This is a genomic window from Turicibacter bilis (assembly GCF_024499055.1).
Classification (GTDB): domain Bacteria; phylum Bacillota_I; class Bacilli_A; order MOL361; family Turicibacteraceae; genus Turicibacter; species Turicibacter bilis.
Window position 1 is genome coordinate 1,850,057 of the sequence record NZ_CP071249.1, and the last position, 20,612, is coordinate 1,870,668.

General features: G+C 32.9%; 21 protein-coding genes and 1 riboswitch. Of the genes, 4 read left to right on the plus strand and 17 right to left on the minus strand.

Annotation, left to right across the window (positions count from 1 at the left end; translation table 11 throughout):
• Nucleotides 1–346: 346 nt before the first annotated feature.
• Genes J0J69_RS08945 through J0J69_RS08970 form a run of 6 tightly spaced genes read right to left on the minus strand, consistent with a single transcriptional unit; the run spans nucleotide 347 to nucleotide 6,099 of the window.
• Nucleotides 347–1,447, minus strand: a complete 1,101-nt coding sequence (locus tag J0J69_RS08945; RefSeq protein ID WP_212724751.1) for an ABC transporter ATP-binding protein — start codon at nucleotides 1,445–1,447, stop codon at nucleotides 347–349.
• Between the two features lie 26 nt (nucleotides 1,448–1,473).
• A complete protein-coding gene (locus J0J69_RS08950) occupies nucleotides 1,474–2,199 on the minus strand; it encodes a glycerophosphodiester phosphodiesterase (RefSeq protein WP_055244434.1) in 726 nt (241 codons plus the stop codon).
• Between the two features lie 10 nt (nucleotides 2,200–2,209).
• Nucleotides 2,210–2,995: an HAD family hydrolase gene (locus J0J69_RS08955; protein WP_055244432.1), complete on the minus strand. Its 786-nt coding sequence runs from the start codon at nucleotides 2,993–2,995 to the stop codon at nucleotides 2,210–2,212.
• A gap of 16 nt (nucleotides 2,996–3,011) precedes the next feature.
• A complete protein-coding gene (locus J0J69_RS08960) occupies nucleotides 3,012–4,322 on the minus strand; it encodes an ABC transporter substrate-binding protein (protein WP_055244431.1) in 1,311 nt (436 codons plus the stop codon).
• 20 nt (nucleotides 4,323–4,342) lie between these two features.
• Nucleotides 4,343–5,167, minus strand: a complete 825-nt coding sequence (locus J0J69_RS08965) for a carbohydrate ABC transporter permease (RefSeq protein WP_212724750.1) — start codon at nucleotides 5,165–5,167, stop codon at nucleotides 4,343–4,345.
• The gene (locus tag J0J69_RS08970; protein WP_212724749.1) at nucleotides 5,167–6,099 is read right to left on the minus strand and encodes a carbohydrate ABC transporter permease; all 933 of its coding nucleotides are present in this window, start codon (nucleotides 6,097–6,099) and stop codon (nucleotides 5,167–5,169) included. The genes J0J69_RS08965 and J0J69_RS08970 overlap by 1 nt, the downstream gene beginning before the upstream one ends.
• A 336-nt stretch (nucleotides 6,100–6,435) precedes the next feature.
• Between J0J69_RS08970 and J0J69_RS08975 the strand changes: the two genes are divergently transcribed.
• Nucleotides 6,436–7,617, plus strand: a complete 1,182-nt coding sequence (locus tag J0J69_RS08975; RefSeq protein WP_212725878.1) for a class I SAM-dependent methyltransferase — start codon at nucleotides 6,436–6,438, stop codon at nucleotides 7,615–7,617.
• Nucleotides 7,618–7,664: 47 nt separating this feature from the next.
• Here the strand turns inward: J0J69_RS08975 and J0J69_RS08980 are convergent, their stop codons facing one another.
• The 7 genes from J0J69_RS08980 to J0J69_RS09010 form a co-directional block, all read right to left on the minus strand.
• Nucleotides 7,665–8,240 carry a xanthine phosphoribosyltransferase gene (locus tag J0J69_RS08980; RefSeq protein ID WP_212725877.1) on the minus strand — a complete coding sequence of 192 codons (576 nt, stop codon included), beginning with the start codon at nucleotides 8,238–8,240 and terminating at the stop codon, nucleotides 7,665–7,667.
• Nucleotides 8,241–9,593 (minus strand): uracil-xanthine permease family protein, encoded by a 1,353-nt coding sequence (locus J0J69_RS08985; RefSeq protein ID WP_237252584.1) that lies wholly within the window; start codon nucleotides 9,591–9,593, stop codon nucleotides 8,241–8,243.
• Nucleotides 9,594–9,811: 218 nt separating this feature from the next.
• Nucleotides 9,812–9,913: riboswitch (purine riboswitch) on the minus strand.
• A gap of 133 nt (nucleotides 9,914–10,046) precedes the next feature.
• Nucleotides 10,047–11,417: an RsmF rRNA methyltransferase first C-terminal domain-containing protein gene (locus J0J69_RS08990; protein WP_055304557.1), complete on the minus strand. Its 1,371-nt coding sequence runs from the start codon at nucleotides 11,415–11,417 to the stop codon at nucleotides 10,047–10,049.
• Between the two features lie 446 nt (nucleotides 11,418–11,863).
• On the minus strand, nucleotides 11,864–12,211 hold the full coding sequence (locus J0J69_RS08995) for a zinc ribbon domain-containing protein YjdM (RefSeq protein WP_055245279.1): 348 nt from the start codon (nucleotides 12,209–12,211) through the stop codon (nucleotides 11,864–11,866).
• A gap of 197 nt (nucleotides 12,212–12,408) precedes the next feature.
• Nucleotides 12,409–12,852, minus strand: coding sequence for a metallophosphoesterase family protein (locus J0J69_RS09000; RefSeq protein ID WP_055245140.1), 444 nt, complete (start codon nucleotides 12,850–12,852; stop codon nucleotides 12,409–12,411).
• 576 nt (nucleotides 12,853–13,428) lie between these two features.
• On the minus strand, nucleotides 13,429–14,421 hold the full coding sequence (gene bsh, locus J0J69_RS09005; RefSeq protein WP_212724747.1) for a choloylglycine hydrolase: 993 nt from the start codon (nucleotides 14,419–14,421) through the stop codon (nucleotides 13,429–13,431).
• 112 nt (nucleotides 14,422–14,533) lie between these two features.
• The gene (locus tag J0J69_RS09010) at nucleotides 14,534–14,872 is read right to left on the minus strand and encodes a hypothetical protein (RefSeq protein ID WP_212724746.1); all 339 of its coding nucleotides are present in this window, start codon (nucleotides 14,870–14,872) and stop codon (nucleotides 14,534–14,536) included.
• Nucleotides 14,873–15,117: 245 nt separating this feature from the next.
• Between J0J69_RS09010 and J0J69_RS09015 the strand changes: the two genes are divergently transcribed.
• On the plus strand, nucleotides 15,118–15,552 hold the full coding sequence (locus J0J69_RS09015; protein ID WP_055245133.1) for a hypothetical protein: 435 nt from the start codon (nucleotides 15,118–15,120) through the stop codon (nucleotides 15,550–15,552).
• A 347-nt stretch (nucleotides 15,553–15,899) separates the two neighbouring features.
• On the opposite strand, the gene J0J69_RS09020 is transcribed toward J0J69_RS09015, so the two are convergent.
• Nucleotides 15,900–16,718: a pentapeptide repeat-containing protein gene (locus tag J0J69_RS09020; protein ID WP_212724745.1), complete on the minus strand. Its 819-nt coding sequence runs from the start codon at nucleotides 16,716–16,718 to the stop codon at nucleotides 15,900–15,902.
• 503 nt (nucleotides 16,719–17,221) lie between these two features.
• On the opposite strand from J0J69_RS09020, the gene gltS reads away from it, so the two are divergent.
• Both gltS and J0J69_RS09030 read left to right on the plus strand, forming a co-directional pair.
• Nucleotides 17,222–18,325, plus strand: a complete 1,104-nt coding sequence (gene gltS, locus J0J69_RS09025; protein WP_212724744.1) for a sodium/glutamate symporter — start codon at nucleotides 17,222–17,224, stop codon at nucleotides 18,323–18,325.
• A 300-nt stretch (nucleotides 18,326–18,625) separates the two neighbouring features.
• Nucleotides 18,626–19,000, plus strand: a complete 375-nt coding sequence (locus J0J69_RS09030) for a transposase (RefSeq protein ID WP_212724743.1) — start codon at nucleotides 18,626–18,628, stop codon at nucleotides 18,998–19,000.
• Nucleotides 19,001–19,312: 312 nt separating this feature from the next.
• Here J0J69_RS09030 and J0J69_RS09035 read toward each other — a convergent pair whose 3' ends face one another.
• The 3 genes from J0J69_RS09035 to J0J69_RS09045 all read right to left on the minus strand — a co-directional run bounded on the left by J0J69_RS09035 (nucleotide 19,313) and on the right by J0J69_RS09045 (nucleotide 20,605).
• Complete coding sequence (locus tag J0J69_RS09035; protein WP_202966252.1) at nucleotides 19,313–19,570, minus strand: hypothetical protein; 258 nt, start codon at nucleotides 19,568–19,570, stop codon at nucleotides 19,313–19,315.
• Between the two features lie 228 nt (nucleotides 19,571–19,798).
• Nucleotides 19,799–20,278 (minus strand): 23S rRNA (pseudouridine(1915)-N(3))-methyltransferase RlmH, encoded by a 480-nt coding sequence (rlmH, locus tag J0J69_RS09040; protein WP_055243386.1) that lies wholly within the window; start codon nucleotides 20,276–20,278, stop codon nucleotides 19,799–19,801.
• A 153-nt stretch (nucleotides 20,279–20,431) separates the two neighbouring features.
• Nucleotides 20,432–20,605 carry a CxxH/CxxC protein gene (locus J0J69_RS09045; protein ID WP_070099762.1) on the minus strand — a complete coding sequence of 58 codons (174 nt, stop codon included), beginning with the start codon at nucleotides 20,603–20,605 and terminating at the stop codon, nucleotides 20,432–20,434.
• Between the last annotated feature and the right edge of the window lie 7 nt (nucleotides 20,606–20,612).

The following is a 20,612-nucleotide window of genomic DNA, read 5'->3' on the forward strand; positions in this document are numbered from 1 at the left end:
CTCTTATTTAGCGATAAATTCGCCATGATTCAGAAATCGATTGCACGATGAGTGTTCAATAAAAGACAGGTTATCATCGTAACTATTTGTTTCTTATTTATTGGATGGTTCCTTATATTCACACCACGTCCTATTACCCTAATTCTCAATTATTATGCATTATTTATCCACATTTCCTAAAAATGTTCCACATGGAACTTTTTGGTTCTGTGGATAAGTGTTTTTTTATAGCCAATTTCCTAAAACTCTATCTAAATTTGTCAAAACAAAAGGGGAACTTTTTATTAAGTTCCCCTATCTTATAGGTTTGAATAATCAGTTTTATTAAGTAAAAAGATTGATTTTGTTATGAGATACGTTCTTCTGTGTCTATATCAAAGATGTGCATCTGATCAAGATTCAGATAAACATCGATTGCATCTCCCATCTTTTTATCAGTTGTTCCATTAACACGTACAACAACCGTTTCTTCTTCACGTTTTACATGGATATAACTTTCTGCTCCCATTAATTCAACGACATCAACGATTCCGTTTATTTTAGTATCTGCCTGTGTCATTGGTATTTCATCCATATGTTCTGGTCTAATTCCTAAAATAACTTCTTTTCCAATATAACCAGATTTCATTAATTTTTGGCTCATTGTTTCTGATAATAAAATTTGTTCATGTCCAATCGCAACAACTACTCCATCTTTATGCTTCATTACTGTTCCATTCATAAAGTTCATCTGTGGACTCCCAATGAAGCTTGCTACAAATTTATTTTTAGGATAGTTATAAATATTTTGAGGGGTATCAACTTGTTGAACGACTCCTTTATTCATCACAACAATTCGTGTTCCCATTGTCATTGCTTCTGTTTGATCATGCGTCACGTAAATAAATGTTGTTCCTAACTTTTTATGTAACTTTGTAATTTCTGTCCTCATTTGTACTCGAAGTTTAGCATCTAAATTCGATAAAGGTTCATCCATTAAGAAAACTTTCGGTTGACGCACGATAGCTCGTCCTAGTGCTACCCTTTGTCGTTGCCCTCCTGATAAGGCCTTCGGTTTACGATCTAAAAGTGACTCAATATCTAAAATTTTAGCTGCTTCTTTAATCTTTGTATCAATTTCTTCTTTTGGAACTTTTCTTAATTTTAAAGCAAATGCCATATTATCATAAACTGACATATGTGGATAAAGAGCATAGTTTTGGAATACCATCGCAATATCACGATCTTTAGGTTCAACATCTGTGACTAATTTATCGCCAATAAATAAGTCTCCCTTTGAGATTTCTTCAAGACCCGCAATCATTCTTAACGTCGTTGATTTCCCACATCCAGATGGTCCAACAAAAATAATGAATTCTTTATCTTCAATATCTAAATTAAAATTATTGACTGCTGTCACATCTCCATCATAAATTTTATAAATATTTTTTAGTGCTAAACTCGACATAACTCTTTATCCTCCTAGATATAGTCCTACATTTCTTCTTCCATAATTTCATTTAACAATGCTGGATAATCCGTAAATATTCCATCTGCTCCGGCAGCAATTAATTTTCTCATATAAATAGGTGAATTAACGGTATAAATATTCACCTCTAATTGATTCTCATGAGCTTCTTTAATTAACGCTTCTGATACTAATTTTAAATCAGGATGAATCGCATCTGCTTGTAATGATTTGGCATACTGAATCACTTGATCAATCGGTTTATGATATAAAAAACCAGTCTTAATATATGGGGCAATTTCTTTGCATCGTTTAATTGATTTAGGATTAAAACTTGAAATTAAAATTTGATCTTGTACCTGATACGCTTTGATTAATCGAATCACATCTTCTTCAATCCTATTATATGGAATTACATCTGTTTTTAACTCAATATTTAGTGTGACTGGATGTTTTTTCACCAGTTCTAAAACTTCTTCAAGCGTTGGAACGCGGCACTCTTTTGAATCCTTAAATAGTTGCTTTCTACATGTTAATGCTCTTAATTCATCTAATGTCAAATCTTTTACAAGCCCTCTTGCTTGAAATGTTCGTTCAACATCTTCATCATGAATGACAACTAATTTTCCATCTTTCGTTTTGTGGACATCTAACTCAAGTCCATTTGCACCTGCTTTAATCCCTTCCTTAAAAGCAAGCAATGTATTCTCAGGATAATCCCCACTAGCTCCTCGGTGAGCAAAATTAATCATACTGAGCCTCCTAAATGATATTTAAATTTTTTAACGCATTATAAATTCCATTTTCATTAATATGATCCGTAATATAACTTGCGCGTTCTTTTAATTGATCACAGCCATTCCCCATAGCAATTGAATAATCTACCTCATTAAACATTTCTAAATCATTAAATCCATCTCCAAAGGCGTAGTACATCATATCCTTGTTTATCTCATTTTCTTTAATATATTTAATGGCGCTCCCTTTACTACAACTCTTATTAAAGATGTCATAGCCTTCTTCTACATCAATTAATTTCACAAAACTAAATGATTCATAGCTTTCCTTCATCGCTTCAATTTCTTCGTCTTTAATGTGAGCATTAATTTGAAAGATTTCATACTCATCTATTTGATCTAAGACATTTTCTTCTAAAGCGGATAATGGCATATTATATTTCTCTGAAAAGTTTTTAACCCATGAATCTTCAATTTTTCCCTTACTTTCGGTTAATAAATGAATACAATAAGGAATATCTTTTTCTTCAAAGTACGTTAATAATTGGCGAACTTTTGTTTTATCCATATATCGTTTATAAATGACTTCATCATTCACTGTAATTAATGATCCATTAGCGGAAATGATTGTTTTAAACATTTTATAAAACTCTTCTTGTTTCACCATAGCGAGGGATCTTCCCGTCGCTATAGCTACCTTTACATTATTATTTTTTAATTTTTCAATGGCTTTAATCGTACTCTCGCAAATGGTATTTTCTTCTCGACAAACTAATGTATTATCAACATCAAAAAAGATTGATTTATTCATTGTGTGCCCCATCCTATTAATTGTTCGCTTTATTATATTTGTCTAAAGCAGTATTAATTGTTTTAGCAATATTTGATACAGCATCTTGAGCAGTTAATTCATTATTTAAAACTTTTTCAATATTTTCTTCAACCGATGCACGAGCTTCTGCGAAAACTCCAAGTAATGCACCTGATTGATTGTTTAATTCACGTAATTGATCAATCGCTGTTTGGAATTCCGGATTATTAGTTAAATGTTCCACCATACTTGGAATTTCATAAGCATCTTTTGTCACTGGGAAGTATCCTGTCGCCTGTGCCCATGTTGCTTGGCTTTCTGCACAAACCATGAACTTAATGAATTCAAAAGCAGCCTCGGCTTTTTCATCATCACCTTTATCGATTACCCACAAAGAACCTCCGCCAATTGAAACTCCACCTTTATCAGTAGTCGTTACTGATGGTAAATAAGCTGTTCCTAATTCAAATGAATCGTCTATTTTACTCTTAATATCTGTTAAAGAGGCTGTCGAAGCAATGGTCATCGCCACTTTACCTGATGCGAATGCATCCATTACTGAGTCACCATTACGTCCGAAGTTCACCACTAATCCTGAATCAATTAGCTCTTTCCATCCTTCGATAATATTTAATGCACCATCATTAGAGTCAAACACAACCTCTGTTGCAACTCCTTCACGACCATTTCCTTCATTTGCATAATCTAATTGTTGTTTAATTAAGAATTGTTCAAAGAACCATCCGTAAATTTGCATTGAATAGCCATAACGACCATTTGTCGCTAATTTTTCTGAGAATTCAAGAATTTCATCAAAGTTAGTTGGCGCTACTTCTTTATCTAACCCTGCCTCTTCAAATGCTGTTTTATTATAGTAAAGAATTGGTGTTGATGTATTAAATGGCATTGAATATAAATTACCATCAATCGTGTAATAATCAGCAATCGCTTCTTCTAAACCTGATACATCATAACCATCTGCATCAATTAGCTCTTGCATTGGAATCGCATATCCACTATCAATCATCCACTTTGTTCCGATATCATAGACCTGCATAACATCTGGACCTGAATTTCCAAGTGCCGAACTTTTTAATTTGTTAATCGCATCATCATATGCCCCCTGATACTCTGCAACAACTTTAATGCCTTCTTGAGAGCTATTAAATTCTTCTACTAAAGAAGCAATGGCCTCTCCACCTTTTCCACCCATTGAGTGCCAAAACGTTAATTCTGTTACGTCACCTGTTGCTTGATTTCCACTACTACATCCAACTAATAAAGATGTTCCTAAAACCCCTGCTAATGATAATAAATTTCTTTTCATCCTCTTTTTCCTCCTATTTTTTATCCTTTTACTGACCCTGCTGTCATCCCTGCTACTAATGACTTTTGACCAATGATAAACACTAAAATTGATGGGATTAAGATTAAAATAGCCCCTGCTAAGACAACCCCATAATTACTTCCTTCAGCGAATTGTAACATACTAATCCCAATTTGAACCGTGCGATTATTTCCATTATTAATCGTTAATAATGGCCATAAATATTGATTCCATGTTCCAATAAACGTATAAATTGATAAAGAAGCAATTGCTGGTTTAGAAATTGGTAATAAGATATTCATTAAGAATTTTAAATTTGTACAACCATCAATCTTCGCAGCTTCTAATAATTCCTTAGGGATGGTTAGATAAAACTGACGAATTAAGAATATCCCCATCGCTGATGTTAAGAACGGAACAATCAAAACGTGTAAGCTATCCGTCCATCCCCAAGAACTTACTGTTAAAAAGTTTGAAATAATCGTTGTTTCTGCCGGAATCATCATGGTCGATAACACCAATAAAAATAGTAATTTCTTATATTTAAAATCATAAAATGCAAAAGCGTAAGCAGCTAAGCTTGAGGTAATCACCTGACCTATTGTTACAAAAATCGAAACAATAAAACTATTTATAATAAATCGAAATAATGGAACTGCGCTTAATGCCTCTTTATAATTATCTAAATTAAAATGACTTGGAAATAACTTAGGTGGATATTGAGAAATCTCACCTTGAGACATAAAACTTAATGATAAAGCATATAAAAGCGGTGAAATAATAAGTAAGCCCACGATAATATTAACAATGGTTAAAATAACTCGATTTCTTTTAGATGTTTTCATTATTGATAATGGACTCCTTTCTTCTCAAATTTAAATTGTAATAATGTCACAATCATCATGATGACAAATAAAACAAGAGCTTGTGTACAAGCTGTTTCAAATCGTCCATTGAAGAAAGCTTCACGATAAATTGAGTGAACGAGTACATTCGTTGAATCTCCAGGTCCACCTTGTGTTAATAATTTGATTTGACCAAATGCTTGGAAAGCATTAATTAAATTCATAAAAATGACTAAGAACATTTGGGGTGAGACCATCGGAATGATAATATTTTTTAATTTATGAAAGAAATTCGCTCCATCAATCGCTGAACTTTCTAATAACTCAGTTGGAATATTGCGAAGTCCTGTCGTTAAAAAGATAAAATTAAGACCTAGATTTAACCAAGTGGTTACAACAGCTACAGAGATTAACGCATATCTAGGATCAGTTAACCATCCAATTTCTTGACCTAATACGAAGTTTAAAACTCCATTCGTTGGATGAAAAATCATTGTCCAAATAGCTGCTGCTGGTGCTGATGCAATGGCCATAGGTAACGAGAACATTAATTCATAGATTCTATTTCCTTTTAATTTGTTATTAGCTAATAGGGCTAAGACGAAACCAATGATCACTGATGGTGTAGCGACTAAAAAAACAAACTTAAATGTCACAATAATTGAGCTATAAAATTCGGGCGATTGAAATAACTCAATAAAATTTTCTAATCCTACAAATGATTTAATTTCTCCTCTTAAATTCGTTTGAGATAAACTCAAAATAATCGTTTTAACAAATGGATAAAATACGAAAACCATAAAGACTGCAAAAGCGGGGGTTAAATAAAGAAATGGCTCCACTTTGCTTATTAACTTTACTTTTTTCTTTTTACTCACTTGTTCCTTGTCTACAAACTTTATTTTTGTAGAAATCATAGATTGTTGTTCCATGTGGGCTCCTCCTAAATACAATTCGAACTACAAGGTCAACTATAGCATCCTTATTTTAAGCGATAATGAATTTACTGTTAAAAATTGTTAATAAATCGTGTTTATTGTTAATATTCGGATAAAAATATTAATTCACCGTTAAAATTATTAGAAAAGCATAAAAAGAGAGACTATATTTATTGATAAGTCTCTCAAATTAATTGCTATGATTTCTTCTTTCATTAAATTTTAAATCATCAATTCTTTATAAATATTCCATATTTATTATAAAAATTAATTTTCTGGCAAATAATAAAAATAATTGAATATTTTATGATAAATGAAAGGATGGAGTTAATGGCATTCGATAAAATTATTCTTAAAAACTTACTTAAAAACTTCAATAGCGTCCCCTTCACTGTTCAATTTTGGGATGATGAGTTTTTTACAATTGGTGAGGGAGCACCAGTCTTTAAAGTTTTTATTCGTGAACCAATTAATCAAAAAGATCTATTAACAAGTACCTCTTTAGCCCTTGGTGAAGCCTATATGGATAAAAAAATTGAGATTGAAGGTGATCTTTATACAGCACTAGATGCCATCTTAAGGCATATTGATCACTTCACAACCGATTTTAAGGCACTTCCTAAACTATTTCATAATAGTACAGCGAAAGCTAAGCAAAAAGAAGAGGTTTCCTCACACTATGATATTGGAAATGATTTCTATAAACTCTGGCTCGATGATACACTTTGTTACTCATGTGCTTATTTCAAACACGAAAATGAATCATTGCATCAAGCACAACTTAATAAAATTGATCATCTTCTTGCTAAGCTTCAATTAAAAGAAGGTGAATCCCTACTCGATATCGGTTGCGGTTGGGGATGTCTTTTAATTACAGCAGCCAAAAAATATAAAGTTAAAGGTGTTGGAATTACGCTGAGCCAAGAGCAATTCGATGAATTCTCTAAACGTATTAAAAACGAACAACTTGAGGATTACTTAACAGTCAAATTAATGGATTATCGCGATCTTGAACATTCTAATTTACAATTTGATAAAGTCGTTAGTGTTGGGATGCTTGAGCATGTCGGACGTACAAATTACGATCTATTCTTAAAAAATGTCAATGCCGTTTTAAAACCAGAAGGGATTTTCGTTCTTCACTACATTAGTGGCGTTAAAGAAGGTGAGGGAGATGCATGGATTCGAAAATATATCTTCCCTGGTGGAACCATCCCTTCTTTACGGGAAATCATCTCTTTGTCTGCTAACTATAACTTCCATGTCATAGATGTTGAAAACTTACGTCCTCACTATCGCATGACACTTCTTCATTGGTACAAAAACTTCGAAGACCATATTTATGAAATTAGCAAAAAATTCGATGAACGCTTTATTCGAATGTGGCGAATGTACTTATGCTCTTGTGCGGCATCATTTAATAATGGTGTCATTGATCTTCACCAAATTGTGTTCACTAAAGGAGTAAATAATCATCTTCCACTCACACGCGATTACTTATATGAGAAGTAATCTTATAAATAAGAAAAGCGAGAACTCAAAGAGTCTCGCTTTTGCTTTTATTCTTCTATAAATTCAATGATTCCTTCACCTAATTTACTTACACGTGCTAGGGAATACACGTCATATCCTTTATCGATTAATAATTGACGTCCTGGTTGGAATGATTTTTCAATAACAATTCCAATTCCCGCTACTTTTGCTCCTGCTTCTTCAACTAAGCGAATCGCACCTAAAGCCGCTTCACCATTGGCTAAGAAATCATCAATAATTAAAATATGATCATCTTCTGAGATGTATTTCTTAGATAATGTTAATTCATAATCTGTTGCTTTTGTAAAGGAATGAACAGTTGTTTGATACACGTCACCTTTTAAAATTTTAGATGCTTGTTTTTTTAATGTCACCATCGGTAAGTTCATTTGCATTGCTGTCATAACCGTCGGTGCAATTCCAGAACTTTCAATCGTAAAGATTTTAGTCACTCCATGATTTTCGAAATATTTCTTAAACTCAGTTCCGATGTTATACATTAAATGAGCATCAACCCCATGATTTAAAAAAGAATCTACCTTTAGAACTGTCTCATTTAATGCCATTCCATCATTTAAAATTCGTTGTTTTAAAGCTTCCACCTAAGCAACCTCCACTTTTTTTAACTTTTCTGCACTCACTTGAGTCTCTTTTAATACTAAATTTAAAACTAATGCAACAATCGTTCCTGTTGAAATTCCTGATGAAAAAATCATTTGTAACGCTTCAGGTAATCCCGAAATAAACTCTGGGCGGAACGTTACACCTAAACCTAATGCCATTGAAGTTGCAATAATTAAAAGATTACGGTCTGTTAACTCAACACGACTTAATGTCTTAATTCCAGCTGCAGCCACCATACCAAACATCACAAGTCCAACCCCGCCTAAAACAGGTTGTGGAATTCCATTAATGACACCTGCTAACTTAGGGAATAGCCCTAAACAAACAAGTAAAATACCTGCCATTACTGCTACATGCTTACTTGCAACTTTCGTTAAAGAAATTAAACCAACATTTTGGCTAAATGATGTATTAGAGAATGACCCTACTAATCCACCACAAATACTACCAAAACCATCAGCTAAAATTCCAGCCCCAATTTTTTTATCTGTCATTTCAACATCAGATGTTTCTCCAATGGCTTTTAAACATCCGACTGTTTCAATCGTCGTTACGAAATAAGCAGGAATAAATGCTAAAACAGCCTTCCAATCAAAAATGATTCCATACTCCAAAATGTTAGGAATCGTAAACCAACTTGCCTCTGTTACTGCTGTAAAGTCAACCATCCCAAATGGAATACAAACCACATAACCAACAATCATCCCAATTAAGATAGAAGCACTACTAATCATTCCTTTACCATAACGATTTAATAATAGTGTAACAACTAAAACTAACATCGCAATAGAGATATTTAATAAACTTCCATAATCAGCTGAACCCGTTCCACCAGCTGCCCAGTCAATAGACACGGGTAATAACGTTAATCCAATTAAACAAACTACTGTTCCTGTTACAATTGGTGGGAATAACTTCATTAACGGTTTAATAAAGAAACTTAAAATAATTTCAAATAATGAACCTAAAATCGTTGCTCCAACAATACCAGCCATTCCTAACGTTGATCCTACTGAAATCGCAGGAGACACAAACGTAAAATCTGTTCCCATAATACAAGCCACGCGAGCCCCAACAGGCCCTACTCCATAAGCTTGAATAATAGTTGCTAGACCGGCTGCTAAAATTGAAGCACTAATTAGTGACGTGGTCATGGCACTATCAAATCCTAATGCTCCTGAAATAACAAGTGGGACGACGACAATTCCTGAAAAAGCTGCAAAAATATGTTGCAATCCAAATAAAACTTTCTTTCCAACCGTCGGATTATCATCGACTCCATAAATTAAATTTGTTTGACTCCCAATTTGTTCTTTGTTACTCATCTTCATCATACACTCCTTTTTCTAATAGAAACAGAGAAATAGTCTACATTATGAAAAATTATCCTCAGTTCCTAGGCCTTTTTTAATTCAAGGCTAACTATAGTCCAGATAAAATTTATCTGGACTTACCTACTTATGGCCAAGTAGTTATAAAAAAAGCAGCACCCCATTTTAAAACGAGGTGCTGCGCGAATAGATATATAATAAAAAATTATATATCAAAAAATCATCCAACAACGCCTCGTAGTCCGCACTTTTACGGTTTGCAGGTAGAAACGCCCAGTCCATATTACCAGGTATATACGAGTCTATATTCATTTTTACCACTTTATTATATTATGTTGTTCTTAAAATTACAATGAATTTCCATATTTATTAATTTTTTTTGTAAATAGCTATCTCAATTTTCATAGAAAAATGAAAAGCCACCTCTATCATTAAGGCGGCTTTTAAATATGATTAATTCCAACGTAATCCTTTTGGATAATGATTCTTTAACATATTGTTTGCAAGTTTAGCCCATCCTAGTGAGTAACCATCGACACAAATTAAATACCATCCCTTTTCTCCTTCAAAGGGAATTGTCTCACCGCGTAAATAAGCACGAATTTCATCACTATCTGCTGCAAATGAGATAGAATGCTTCACGTCTTGTGGACTTAATGATAACGCCAAGGCATGTGAAGGTTCAAAACGATTTTTCTTCATTGTTCCTAAATGCCACCCAGCACGAACCACTTTTAATTTATCAAAGGTTAGCATCTCCTCTGGAACAATATATAATTGATCACCGAATAACACGTAATCCCCTTTAGGAACTTCAACTAATGCAACTTTCGCGAACATTAAAAATTCTTGAATCTTCTTCTTATCATTTAATGGCTTCACATACTGACGTTTTGGCTCTTTAAACTCAGCATCTTCTGTTTTTCTTAATACAGCAACATAGTGTCCTTCCCCATGGATATAGTGTGGCCATAAACGGTAAGTTTCTTCAATGCCTTCAGCCTCACTATTTGACCATTCACGACGTCCCGGTTTAAAGCCCTCATAAGCTTTCATCGATTCAATTTTAAATTCGGGATGTGATTCAATAAACGCGCCAATTGCTTGCTCATTTTCTTCTGGTGCAAACGTACAAGTTGAATAAACAATACGTCCGCCTGGTTTTAACATCGTAGCAGCCTCTTCTAAAATATCAGCTTGACGATCTGCACAAATTCGAACGTTTTCTAAACTCCATTCTTCTTGTGCCACTTCATCTTTTCTAAACATTCCTTCTCCTGAACATGGCGCGTCAACAACGATACGATCGAAATATGAAGGGAAATGCTTTGCTAATTTCTGTGGGCTTTCGTTAACCACAACTGCATTTTTAATTCCCATGCGCTCAATGTTTTGCGAAAGAATTTTAGCACGCTGTGGATAAATTTCATTCGTGATTAACAATCCTTCTTGCTGCAACTGAGAAGCCACATGTGTACTTTTTCCACCTGGAGCTGCACATAAATCTAGTACTTTTTCACCTGGTACAGCTTCAACAAAAGTCCCAACTGACATCGCACTCGGTTCTTGAATATAATAAACACCTGCTTCATGATAAGGATGTTTGCCTGGACGGTCAGCTTGCTGATAAAAATAACCTTCAGGGACCCATGGAATTGATTTTAAATCAAACTTATTTAATGTTTCAAACTGGTCTAATGTTGTTTTTAATGTATTAACACGTAGCCCAAGAGACTTCTCTTGTTCATAGCTATTAATAAACGCTTCATACTCCTCTTTAAGTAACGTCTGCATTTTATCTAAAAAGTCTTTTGGTAACGACATTTTGATTCATCCTTTCATCTTTAACTCTATCTATGGATTATAGTACAAAAGACGAAGTCTTTAAACAACTACTCTTTATAAATTTATCGAGATTTAATGCATTTTTTTCTGCATTATAAAAACAGATTATTATCCTGGATAGTTATCTCCCCTATGACCGCTCTCCTGCTGTGGATAAGAAAACTAAAATCATAATCTCTTCCTATGTGATACGCTTGTACCTTGTGGATAATACTGAACTGCTCTAAAAATGGTTATCCACAAATTCATTTATAGCACTCAGTCGATATGAGTCAGATCTTTTCGATTTCCCCGTCAATCCCATCCCGTTAAATAAGCTATTCTATTATTAGTTACTTCAGCGATTTTAATGACTAGTTAGCATCTCCTTTAAATAAGTTCTATCTTACAAATTAAAAAGACGTTCATTTTGAACGTCTTTTTAGCTAGATTTTTTTAACAAATTCAGATTTTAAGCTCATTGCTCCGAATCCATCAATTTTACAATCGATATCATGACCATTTGCTGAATCATGAACTAAACGGATTCCTTTAACTTTAGTTCCTTGCTTAATAGCTGAAGAACTTCCTTTAACTTTTAAATCTTTGATAACTGTAACAGTATCTCCATCAGCTAAGATGTTTCCATTAGCATCACGGATTACGTTTGCTTCTGCAGCTTCTGCCTCAGCAGCAGGGCTCCATTCATGAGCACACATTGGGCAAACTAACATGCTTCCATCTTCATATGTATATTCTGAATTACATTTAGGGCAATTTGGTAAAGCTGACATCTTTATTCCTCCATTCTAACGACTCTCATAAGTCATTATCATATCATAAAAAACAACTTTTTTCAAAGTTGCCTCTACAGTTGAATCATTAAATCTTAATCCTTTATTAGAATATACGACCTTAATGAATCTTAATCATCGTTAAATCCTTAATTCATTAATAAAATTTTTGATTGTATGATAAATCTAAATTTTTATTAATCTTCAAGATTAATTCGTGTCACCTTTATTTCCTTATCTTCTATCGTAACAATAGCCATCGTCAATGACAAGGAAAAGCGTCGTCGTCCACAACCACCTGGATTTAAATAGACCACCCCATCCTTCACTTCATATTCATATTTATGAGAATGCCCATAAATCACTAAATCAAAGTTATCCACATGTTTAGGAATATCTTTTTTATCATGAACCACGTAAATTAACAACTCATTCATCTCAAGCTCTAAATAATCAGGCAAGCCCTCAAATTTATCATTATTTCCACGTACGACAAACGTGTTTGCGATCTCGTTTAATCGTTCAATGATCTCTTCTTTACAAACATCTCCAGCATGAATAATATAATCACATTCTTTTAAATAGATTAACACATCATCTCTTAAAACATTATGCGTATCTGAAATCACTCCAATTTTCATTAAAATCATCCTTTCTGAAATAACTATATAAGTCCAGATAAATTTTCTTCAGAGAAAATTTTTAACTGGACTATAGGCTGCCTTGATAGATAAAACATATCAGTATTTTTTATTTGCTACTCAAGATGTAGAATACTTATCTGTTTATATATAGATATAAGACAAAATAATCCTCAGTTGAAACTTTTCCAAACCACTCGATGAAACAATCTAAGTTGTGGATAACTTCATCAATAACATAATAATCACTCATCATCATTTCTTTATCATCTAGTATAAATAAAAATTTTCATCCTTCCAAGACCTTTATAACAATTAAAATTTGCCCGTTTTCCACAACCTAACATAACAACATCCCCCTCATAAGCAATTCTTAAAGACTCAATATTCTATCTATTTATTCTCTTATCATGAAAAATTATGGACAAGTGTCCCTCTAACATCTTCCTTCTTATTTAACTCAGTATGGCACTTTTACAAAAGACAGAAAATCATTCATCAATATAGCTGTTCCCCCTTTGGTATATAAAAGTTTAATTTATAGCAAAAAAAATCATATCTTTTGATATGATTTTTCTAATTCTGATCCTGGACTGTTAATCTTGTTGGATAAGGAAATAGTTTTAATCCTTTAGCATCTAAATTTTCTTTGTTTAAATCAATGACTTGAATTTGCTGATTACTGCTGGTCTTATAATAATATAATTGAGTCTCTAAACAAAGACATGCACTATACTGAGTCAAAAAACACTCTTTTCCTGTTGAATTATCAACCACTCCACGTGGTATAGCAACGTTATCTAGTATATGAAAGCATTCACTAATTGCTGATTCTTCACTATCCCCAACATTCACATGATTTCGTAAAAAAGCAGCTTTTACAAATCTTGACGGAGATGAAAAATCGCCAGGAAGTCCAATCGTACCAAAGCCATTAGAATAAGTTGATAACATTTGTTGTCCCCATTTGATTTCCTCTGGCTGATCTGATTTGACATTAATATAACGATCCAAGTTATTTAAATGCCAATCAAAGGTTGGCGAATTTGCTAAAACGCCTACCTTATTATTATAAACCGTTAACTTATCTCTTGTTCTCTCAATGACGATTGATTGGCCACTCGTATCACTAACAAGCCAATGAATTTCTGTCGATAATGCCGTTTGATCATCAGGAAGAGCCACAATATTTAACTGTTTAAGACCTTCCATTAATTCAGAAATCGTTGAAAAATTAGATAAAACCCAAAAAGCTACATCATATGGGGCTATATTGACCTTATCCTTCCTGATTTTATGACTCCAAGTAGAAAACTTAGATAATTGTAACATCAGACAAGATAATCCTTTTTCATTTACTCCATCACAAAAAAGAATATGATTTTCATAAAATAATCCCATTCCTAAAACTGCATATTTCGTTTTCATTTCTTCATTCGTCACACGATTTACATATTCAAATTCTCGTGGAACTAAAGCAACTGATAAATCATTCATTGGGTGAATATCAAAATTCCGTCCAACAAGATGATGATTTTCGCTTGTTTTTAATGTAATGGCTGTACACACCTTATTTCACCCTTTCTCTTATTTAGAATAAACTACATTAAAAAAGAGCCAATATTATAGTCATAAAATACTAGCTCTAACTCCTAAATAGACATCTACTTCATTACACTTATTAATAAGGATAATATGGATAATAGTAAGGATATGGCGGGAAAAAGAATGGATAAGCTAGTAATGATAAGGCTGCTATGCTAGCAAAAGGAAATCCTCTTGGTCCAAAGCGTCGGAATCTTCCTCCTCCACCACCTAGAGGTCTCCCAAAGCGGCTCTCATCTTCTATGACATTTTCACCTACTAACACAATGACTTGATCATCGTCAACACGTCCAATAATTCCATCAACAGTATTTCCATCTTTCAAGGTTAAGACAACATGATAATATAATAAACGATTGCACTTATCCTGCCATTGCTTAGAATCTTGCTGATAGCTATTCTCTTCTAAATTCATGCTTTATCCTACTCCTTTCTAGTAACATAGTATTCGAATGGATATAAAAGGGTACTTATTCCTAACCAATCTTTTTAATTTAACGCTGTGTTTTAAATAGATGTTAATAAAAATTTAAATGAAGAACCAAAAAAGGTGAGACAAATTATTTGTCCCACTTTTTTATGATCCCCCTTATCCAACCTATAGAATAAAAGTTAATGAAATTCCAAACAATAATTTTATATTTAAAGGAAGGTGACATCATGCCAACACAAGATACTATTAAACTTTTGAACGAATGTAATGCAGGAATCAAAATGGCAGTTGAGAGCTTAGATGAAGTCATCAATAAAGCTAAAAATGAAAAATTAATAACACTTTTAAAAAATTCTCTTGAAGAACACAAAAAATTAGGAAATTTAACACATCAAAAACTAAATGAATTTCATGATAAAGATAAGGAACCAAGTACTATCGCTAAAGCTATGTCTTGGATGAGTACCAATCTAAAACTACTTACGGGTGATGTTGATGAAAAGATAGCTGATATTATAACAGAAGGTTGTAATATGGGAATTAAATCTATCTCTAGATATTTAAATCAATACCCTAATTCACAAGATGATGTAAAAGAAATCGTTCACCAATTAATTAAAATTGAAGACAACTTAGTTCATGAGCTAAGATATTATCTATAATAAAAAAATACCTATTAACTGATGAAATAACTTAAAAAGAACCTATTATTTTAAGAATAATAGGTTCTTTTCATTCAACGTAGTTTTCAGTTTCAAAAATTAAAATACTATGCTTCCTACCTACAAAGGGCTGATAAAATTAAACTAAAGAGGCATCCATTTCAGTTTTGAATAAGAAATCATGACGGTGTCCATCAACAACAGTCATTTACCCACATACGGCATCAAAATGATTTCGTCCATCTCCAATTGGAATAGCTTCACCAGTGACACTATACATTTTCAATAAAAAAGTACTTAAATAAAATAATAGTCCTAAAAAAATAGTAGCATTTAATAAAATGTTACTATTTTTCCCAATAACTCGGCCGAACAATCCATCTAGGTAATTTTGTTGCTGCGTTTCCTTTTGCTGAATTCACCTGAATTTGCGTTAAAAATAAACAGTCTGATAAATTCGCATCACGAATATCTACATCACGTAAATCAGCTCCAATTAAATTAGCGCCCGATAAATCCGTATGTCTTAAATTAGCTGCAATTAATAGTGAACCCGCAAGATTAGCCCCTCTCAAAGATTTTTTCGTTAAATTTTTTCCGATAAAATCAAATCCTGAAATGACTTGATTTCCTGCTACTTTTTGACTGACATACGCCTGTACTTCTTTTAAACATGTATTAACTTTCAAACGATAAGCATCCACCTCTACAATCATAGGCTCCTCCGTTAATTTTTCTGTTTCTTTTATCAGCAGATGTAACTTTTCTTTTAATTCTTTAGGTAAAATGAACGTCGAAGCATCTGTTAAATACCACATCATCTCATGGAGCTGTCTAACGACTAGAAAATCATCATACATCTGTTGTGCAACATTTGAATTTTCCTTCCAACTCACACCTTCATAATTAACTTGCGCCACCTTCTGACCTGCTCCAAAACAGTCATACGTCGTACAACCTTTAAGCCCTTGATTACGAAGGTTTTGATGAATGTAACAACTAAAATCATCCTTTAAATTTAAACAGGGTTTTCCTGCTACCTTATCTGTTGGAAACCCATCGCACTTCGAAAAAAACAACGCCACACAACAAAGACCAAAACACTTCGAACAATCAATCCTTAAATGATTAAATAACGCCTCATCATATCCTTTTTCACGTAACATCCAACTCCACTCCTATCTATAATTACTAGCTTATCAGACACCTTATTTTTCGTAAACATAAAAAATACCCTGTACGCATCGTACAAGTTATCAATTTTAAGCTTAACTTGGCAATACAGTATCATCGATTCACTGTTTTGATTTTTGAGTAATTTTAATTCTATATAGAAACAGAAATGTATTTCATTATTGTACATCAATCTTAGTTGAGCAATTGCTTTAATACTAAGGCAGACTATAGTCCAGCTAAAAGTTTTCCGATATGAAAAACTTATCTGGACTTATATAATTACATCACCTTTATCCGTTCTAAAGAAAATATTCTACGATTATACATCCGATTGATTAAAATCATTTTAATATAGTTTTGAAAAATGAAAAATACCCTGAAGAATTCATAAGCTCATCCTTCATATTATCTGAGATAAACATTTGATATAATAAAAGATGACTATACTAATAGTAGATAAAATTTATATCTAATAGAAAGAATACTATGCTATATGGAGCTTAATTTAAACATCTATGAAACGATGGCATTAGTTTCTATCGTCTTCTATCTTGGTCGATATACGAGAAATAGATTCTCAATTTTATCAAAATATTGCGTTCCACCTGCAGTTGTTGGAGGATTTATTTTTGCCTTATTCATTTTATTACTACATGAAACGAATTTAGCAACGATTAATCTAGATATGAGTTTACAAAATTTATTTATGACTGCTTTCTTTACTAGTATTGGATTCACCGCTAGCTTTAAAATTTTAAAACAAGGAGGTAAACAGGTTATAATCTTCCTTGGTCTTGCTGCATTACTAGTCACTTTACAAAATACAATCGGTGTCATACTAACTTCACTCTTCAATTTAAATCCTTTACTCGGTCTTTGTACGGGATCCATTCCTATGATTGGTGGACATGGGACAGCTGGATCATTTGGACCGATGCTTGAAGGGATGGGGGTTGCTAGAGCAACAACGGTCGCTGTCGCCCCCGCAACTTTTGGGTTAATTATGGGAAGCATTATTGGTGGATTAGTTGCCCGTAACCTAATTATTAGACATCAATTAAAAACAGTTCGTCATGAATCATCATCAACACCTCCAACAGAAATGGGAGACTATAATGAAGAGAATCATAATCTTTTATCATTTAAAAAATTAATGAATGCATCTTGTTTCTTATTTATCGCAATGGGAAGCGGTTCAATTGTCTCAGACCTGATTCAAAAATCAGGATTCACCTTCCCATCTTACATTGGTGCAATGTTAGTCGCAGCTACTATCAGAAACTTCTTTGATTTCAGAGGACGATCAATTGATGAAAAAGAAATCGAGACAATTGGTGGTCTTTCACTATCCTTTTTCTTAACGATGGCATTAATGGGACTTAAACTATGGCAACTACTCGATTTAGCTTTACCACTACTTGTGATGCTTATCGCTCAAGTTGTATTAGTTGGACTATTTGCCTACTTTATTACCTACCGTATCATGGGAAAAAATTACGAAGGAGCTGTCTTTGCCTCTGCAACCTGTGGGTTTGGAATGGGAGCCACACCAAATGCTATTGCTAATATGGAGTTCTATAATATTTGGTGTTGCTGACTAAGCAACGCCTTTTTTCATGGCATAAAAAAAAAAGACATCACGTCTCTATCCTGTTACAATGTTATCGGCTAAAACAATATTGAAAGGATTGAATTTGATGTCTAACTCATATTTTACTAGAAAACTCTTAAATATTAAAGATAAAAACATTACATTCCCGGAAGATTATCTTGAGGAAGTGAAATTAAATGGTGTGACTAGCTTTATTTTTAAAGGAATTTTATCTTATCACCCCACTCATTGTGAACACTGCTCAATACCACCACTTATCGATCGGTTTACTGTTTCAAACAACCGATGCGAGAAATTGATATCTTAAACTTTCTACTCGATCTATCTCCTGAGCTAAAATCGACTTATGATCTTTATCAAGACTTACTTTTCGCTCTTCAAACAAAAAACTTAGATCGATTCAATCACTTACTTGAAATAGAACACCCTCTTATCTCTCCTGAACTTCAAACCGCTTTTCAAACCTTTAAAATGTATCAATCTTACATTAAAAATACGCTCACAACGCCATACACCAATGGTCCGATTGAAGGAATCAATAACAAAATTAAAGTGATTAAGCGTATTGCCTTTGGCTATCGTAGTTTCTATCATTTTAAATTCCGTATTCTCATGATTCAAAACTTAACCAAACCAAAAAGAAAAATCCTAGCAGATTAGCCACTAGGATTTCCATTTAATTATTCATTGTAAGCAAGTCACCATTTAATCAGCAACACTATTTGACAAAGTTCCAAATAAAAAAGAGACTGTATCAGAATAGATACACTCTCTTATGCTTCATTTTTATCGAAATTAACGTCTCTTTTCATTTCATATCCTTGTATATTTCTTTCTATACTTAATCTCTTCCTCTAATTTAATTAATTTTAATGCCTTTAGTTTTATTTCTTCGTCATTCAAATGAACAGATAGATTTTTGAAGCCATTCACGATATCAAATCGAATTAAAGTATAATTTTTTTCATCTGTTCAACTTTTAAAACCCTCAATCAAATGATTCATAATCATATCTTTTTGCTCTTCACCGGCTAATACAACTTGCCAAATTCTTTGCAAACTATGTCTTGCCATCACAAATTTAGGATTTTTAGCCACGTCATATAGTTTAGCAAAATCAACTAACATTCTTTTCTCATGATCACTTATAGCTAAATTAGAAAGAAGTTGAGCAGCTCTAAAACTTTTATGGTTATCTTTCCACGTTAAATCTTCTATTAACTGATTCACACCTCATAAACCCAATCCACAATATGTTCCGTCTCTAATAGAATACGATAATAAACTTCCTATTGAAAGTTTTTATCTTAGGACTCAACATTTTTAAAACAAAATTTTAGTTTATCCTTTATTTCAATCCTCTTTGATTCTCTTATAAAAATTCAAAAAAATACTTCAATGGATGAATAAATTCGTTTAAAATTTAACATAATCAATTGAAGTATTTTTTAATTTATTCTATTTATGATACGGTTCGTTATTATTGATTCGATAGGCACGATAGACTTGTTCTAATAAAATTAACTTAAATAATTGATGAGGGAATGTCATTTTAGAAAAACATAATTTATAATTCGCACGTTTTTTCACTTCGTCAGATAAACCAAGTGAACCACCGATAATGAAAGCCACATTACTATCTCCACTTAAAGCTAATTGACTTAACTGTTTAGCAAATTGCTCAGATGTCTTCATATCACCTTGTAAATCCATCGCAATCACATACATATTATCTTTAATTTTATTTAAAATTTGTTTTCCCTCTTTATCTTTAATCAGTTCCATTTCACGTTCTGACGCATTATCAGGCGTTTTTTCGTCCGGAACTTCAACCATTGTTAACTTACAATAACGAGATAAACGTTTAGAAAACTCCTCAATCCCTAGCTTAATATACTTTTCCTTAATCTTTCCGACTGAAATAATTGTAATATTCATTAAAAAACCTCCAATACATGAAAAGAAATTCCCTCATTTAATCAGGGAATTTTTTATTGTTATCTATTATAAAATCTTCGCAGAGATTATACTAGAATCTCTGCGAAGATTAGAACCTATTATTCAGTATGATTAGTCTAACTTTTCTAGATTTTATAGCTCATCCTCATCTTCGACCATCATACCTTCAATCACTTTATAAACGGCTACTTGATCGCAGTGCTCACATTTATGTTCAATTTCTACTTCAACTAAAATTGGTAACTTTCCATACTCATCTAAAAAACGATCCATTGACTCTTCAATATGTTCTAAACAACTGTACATACCTATT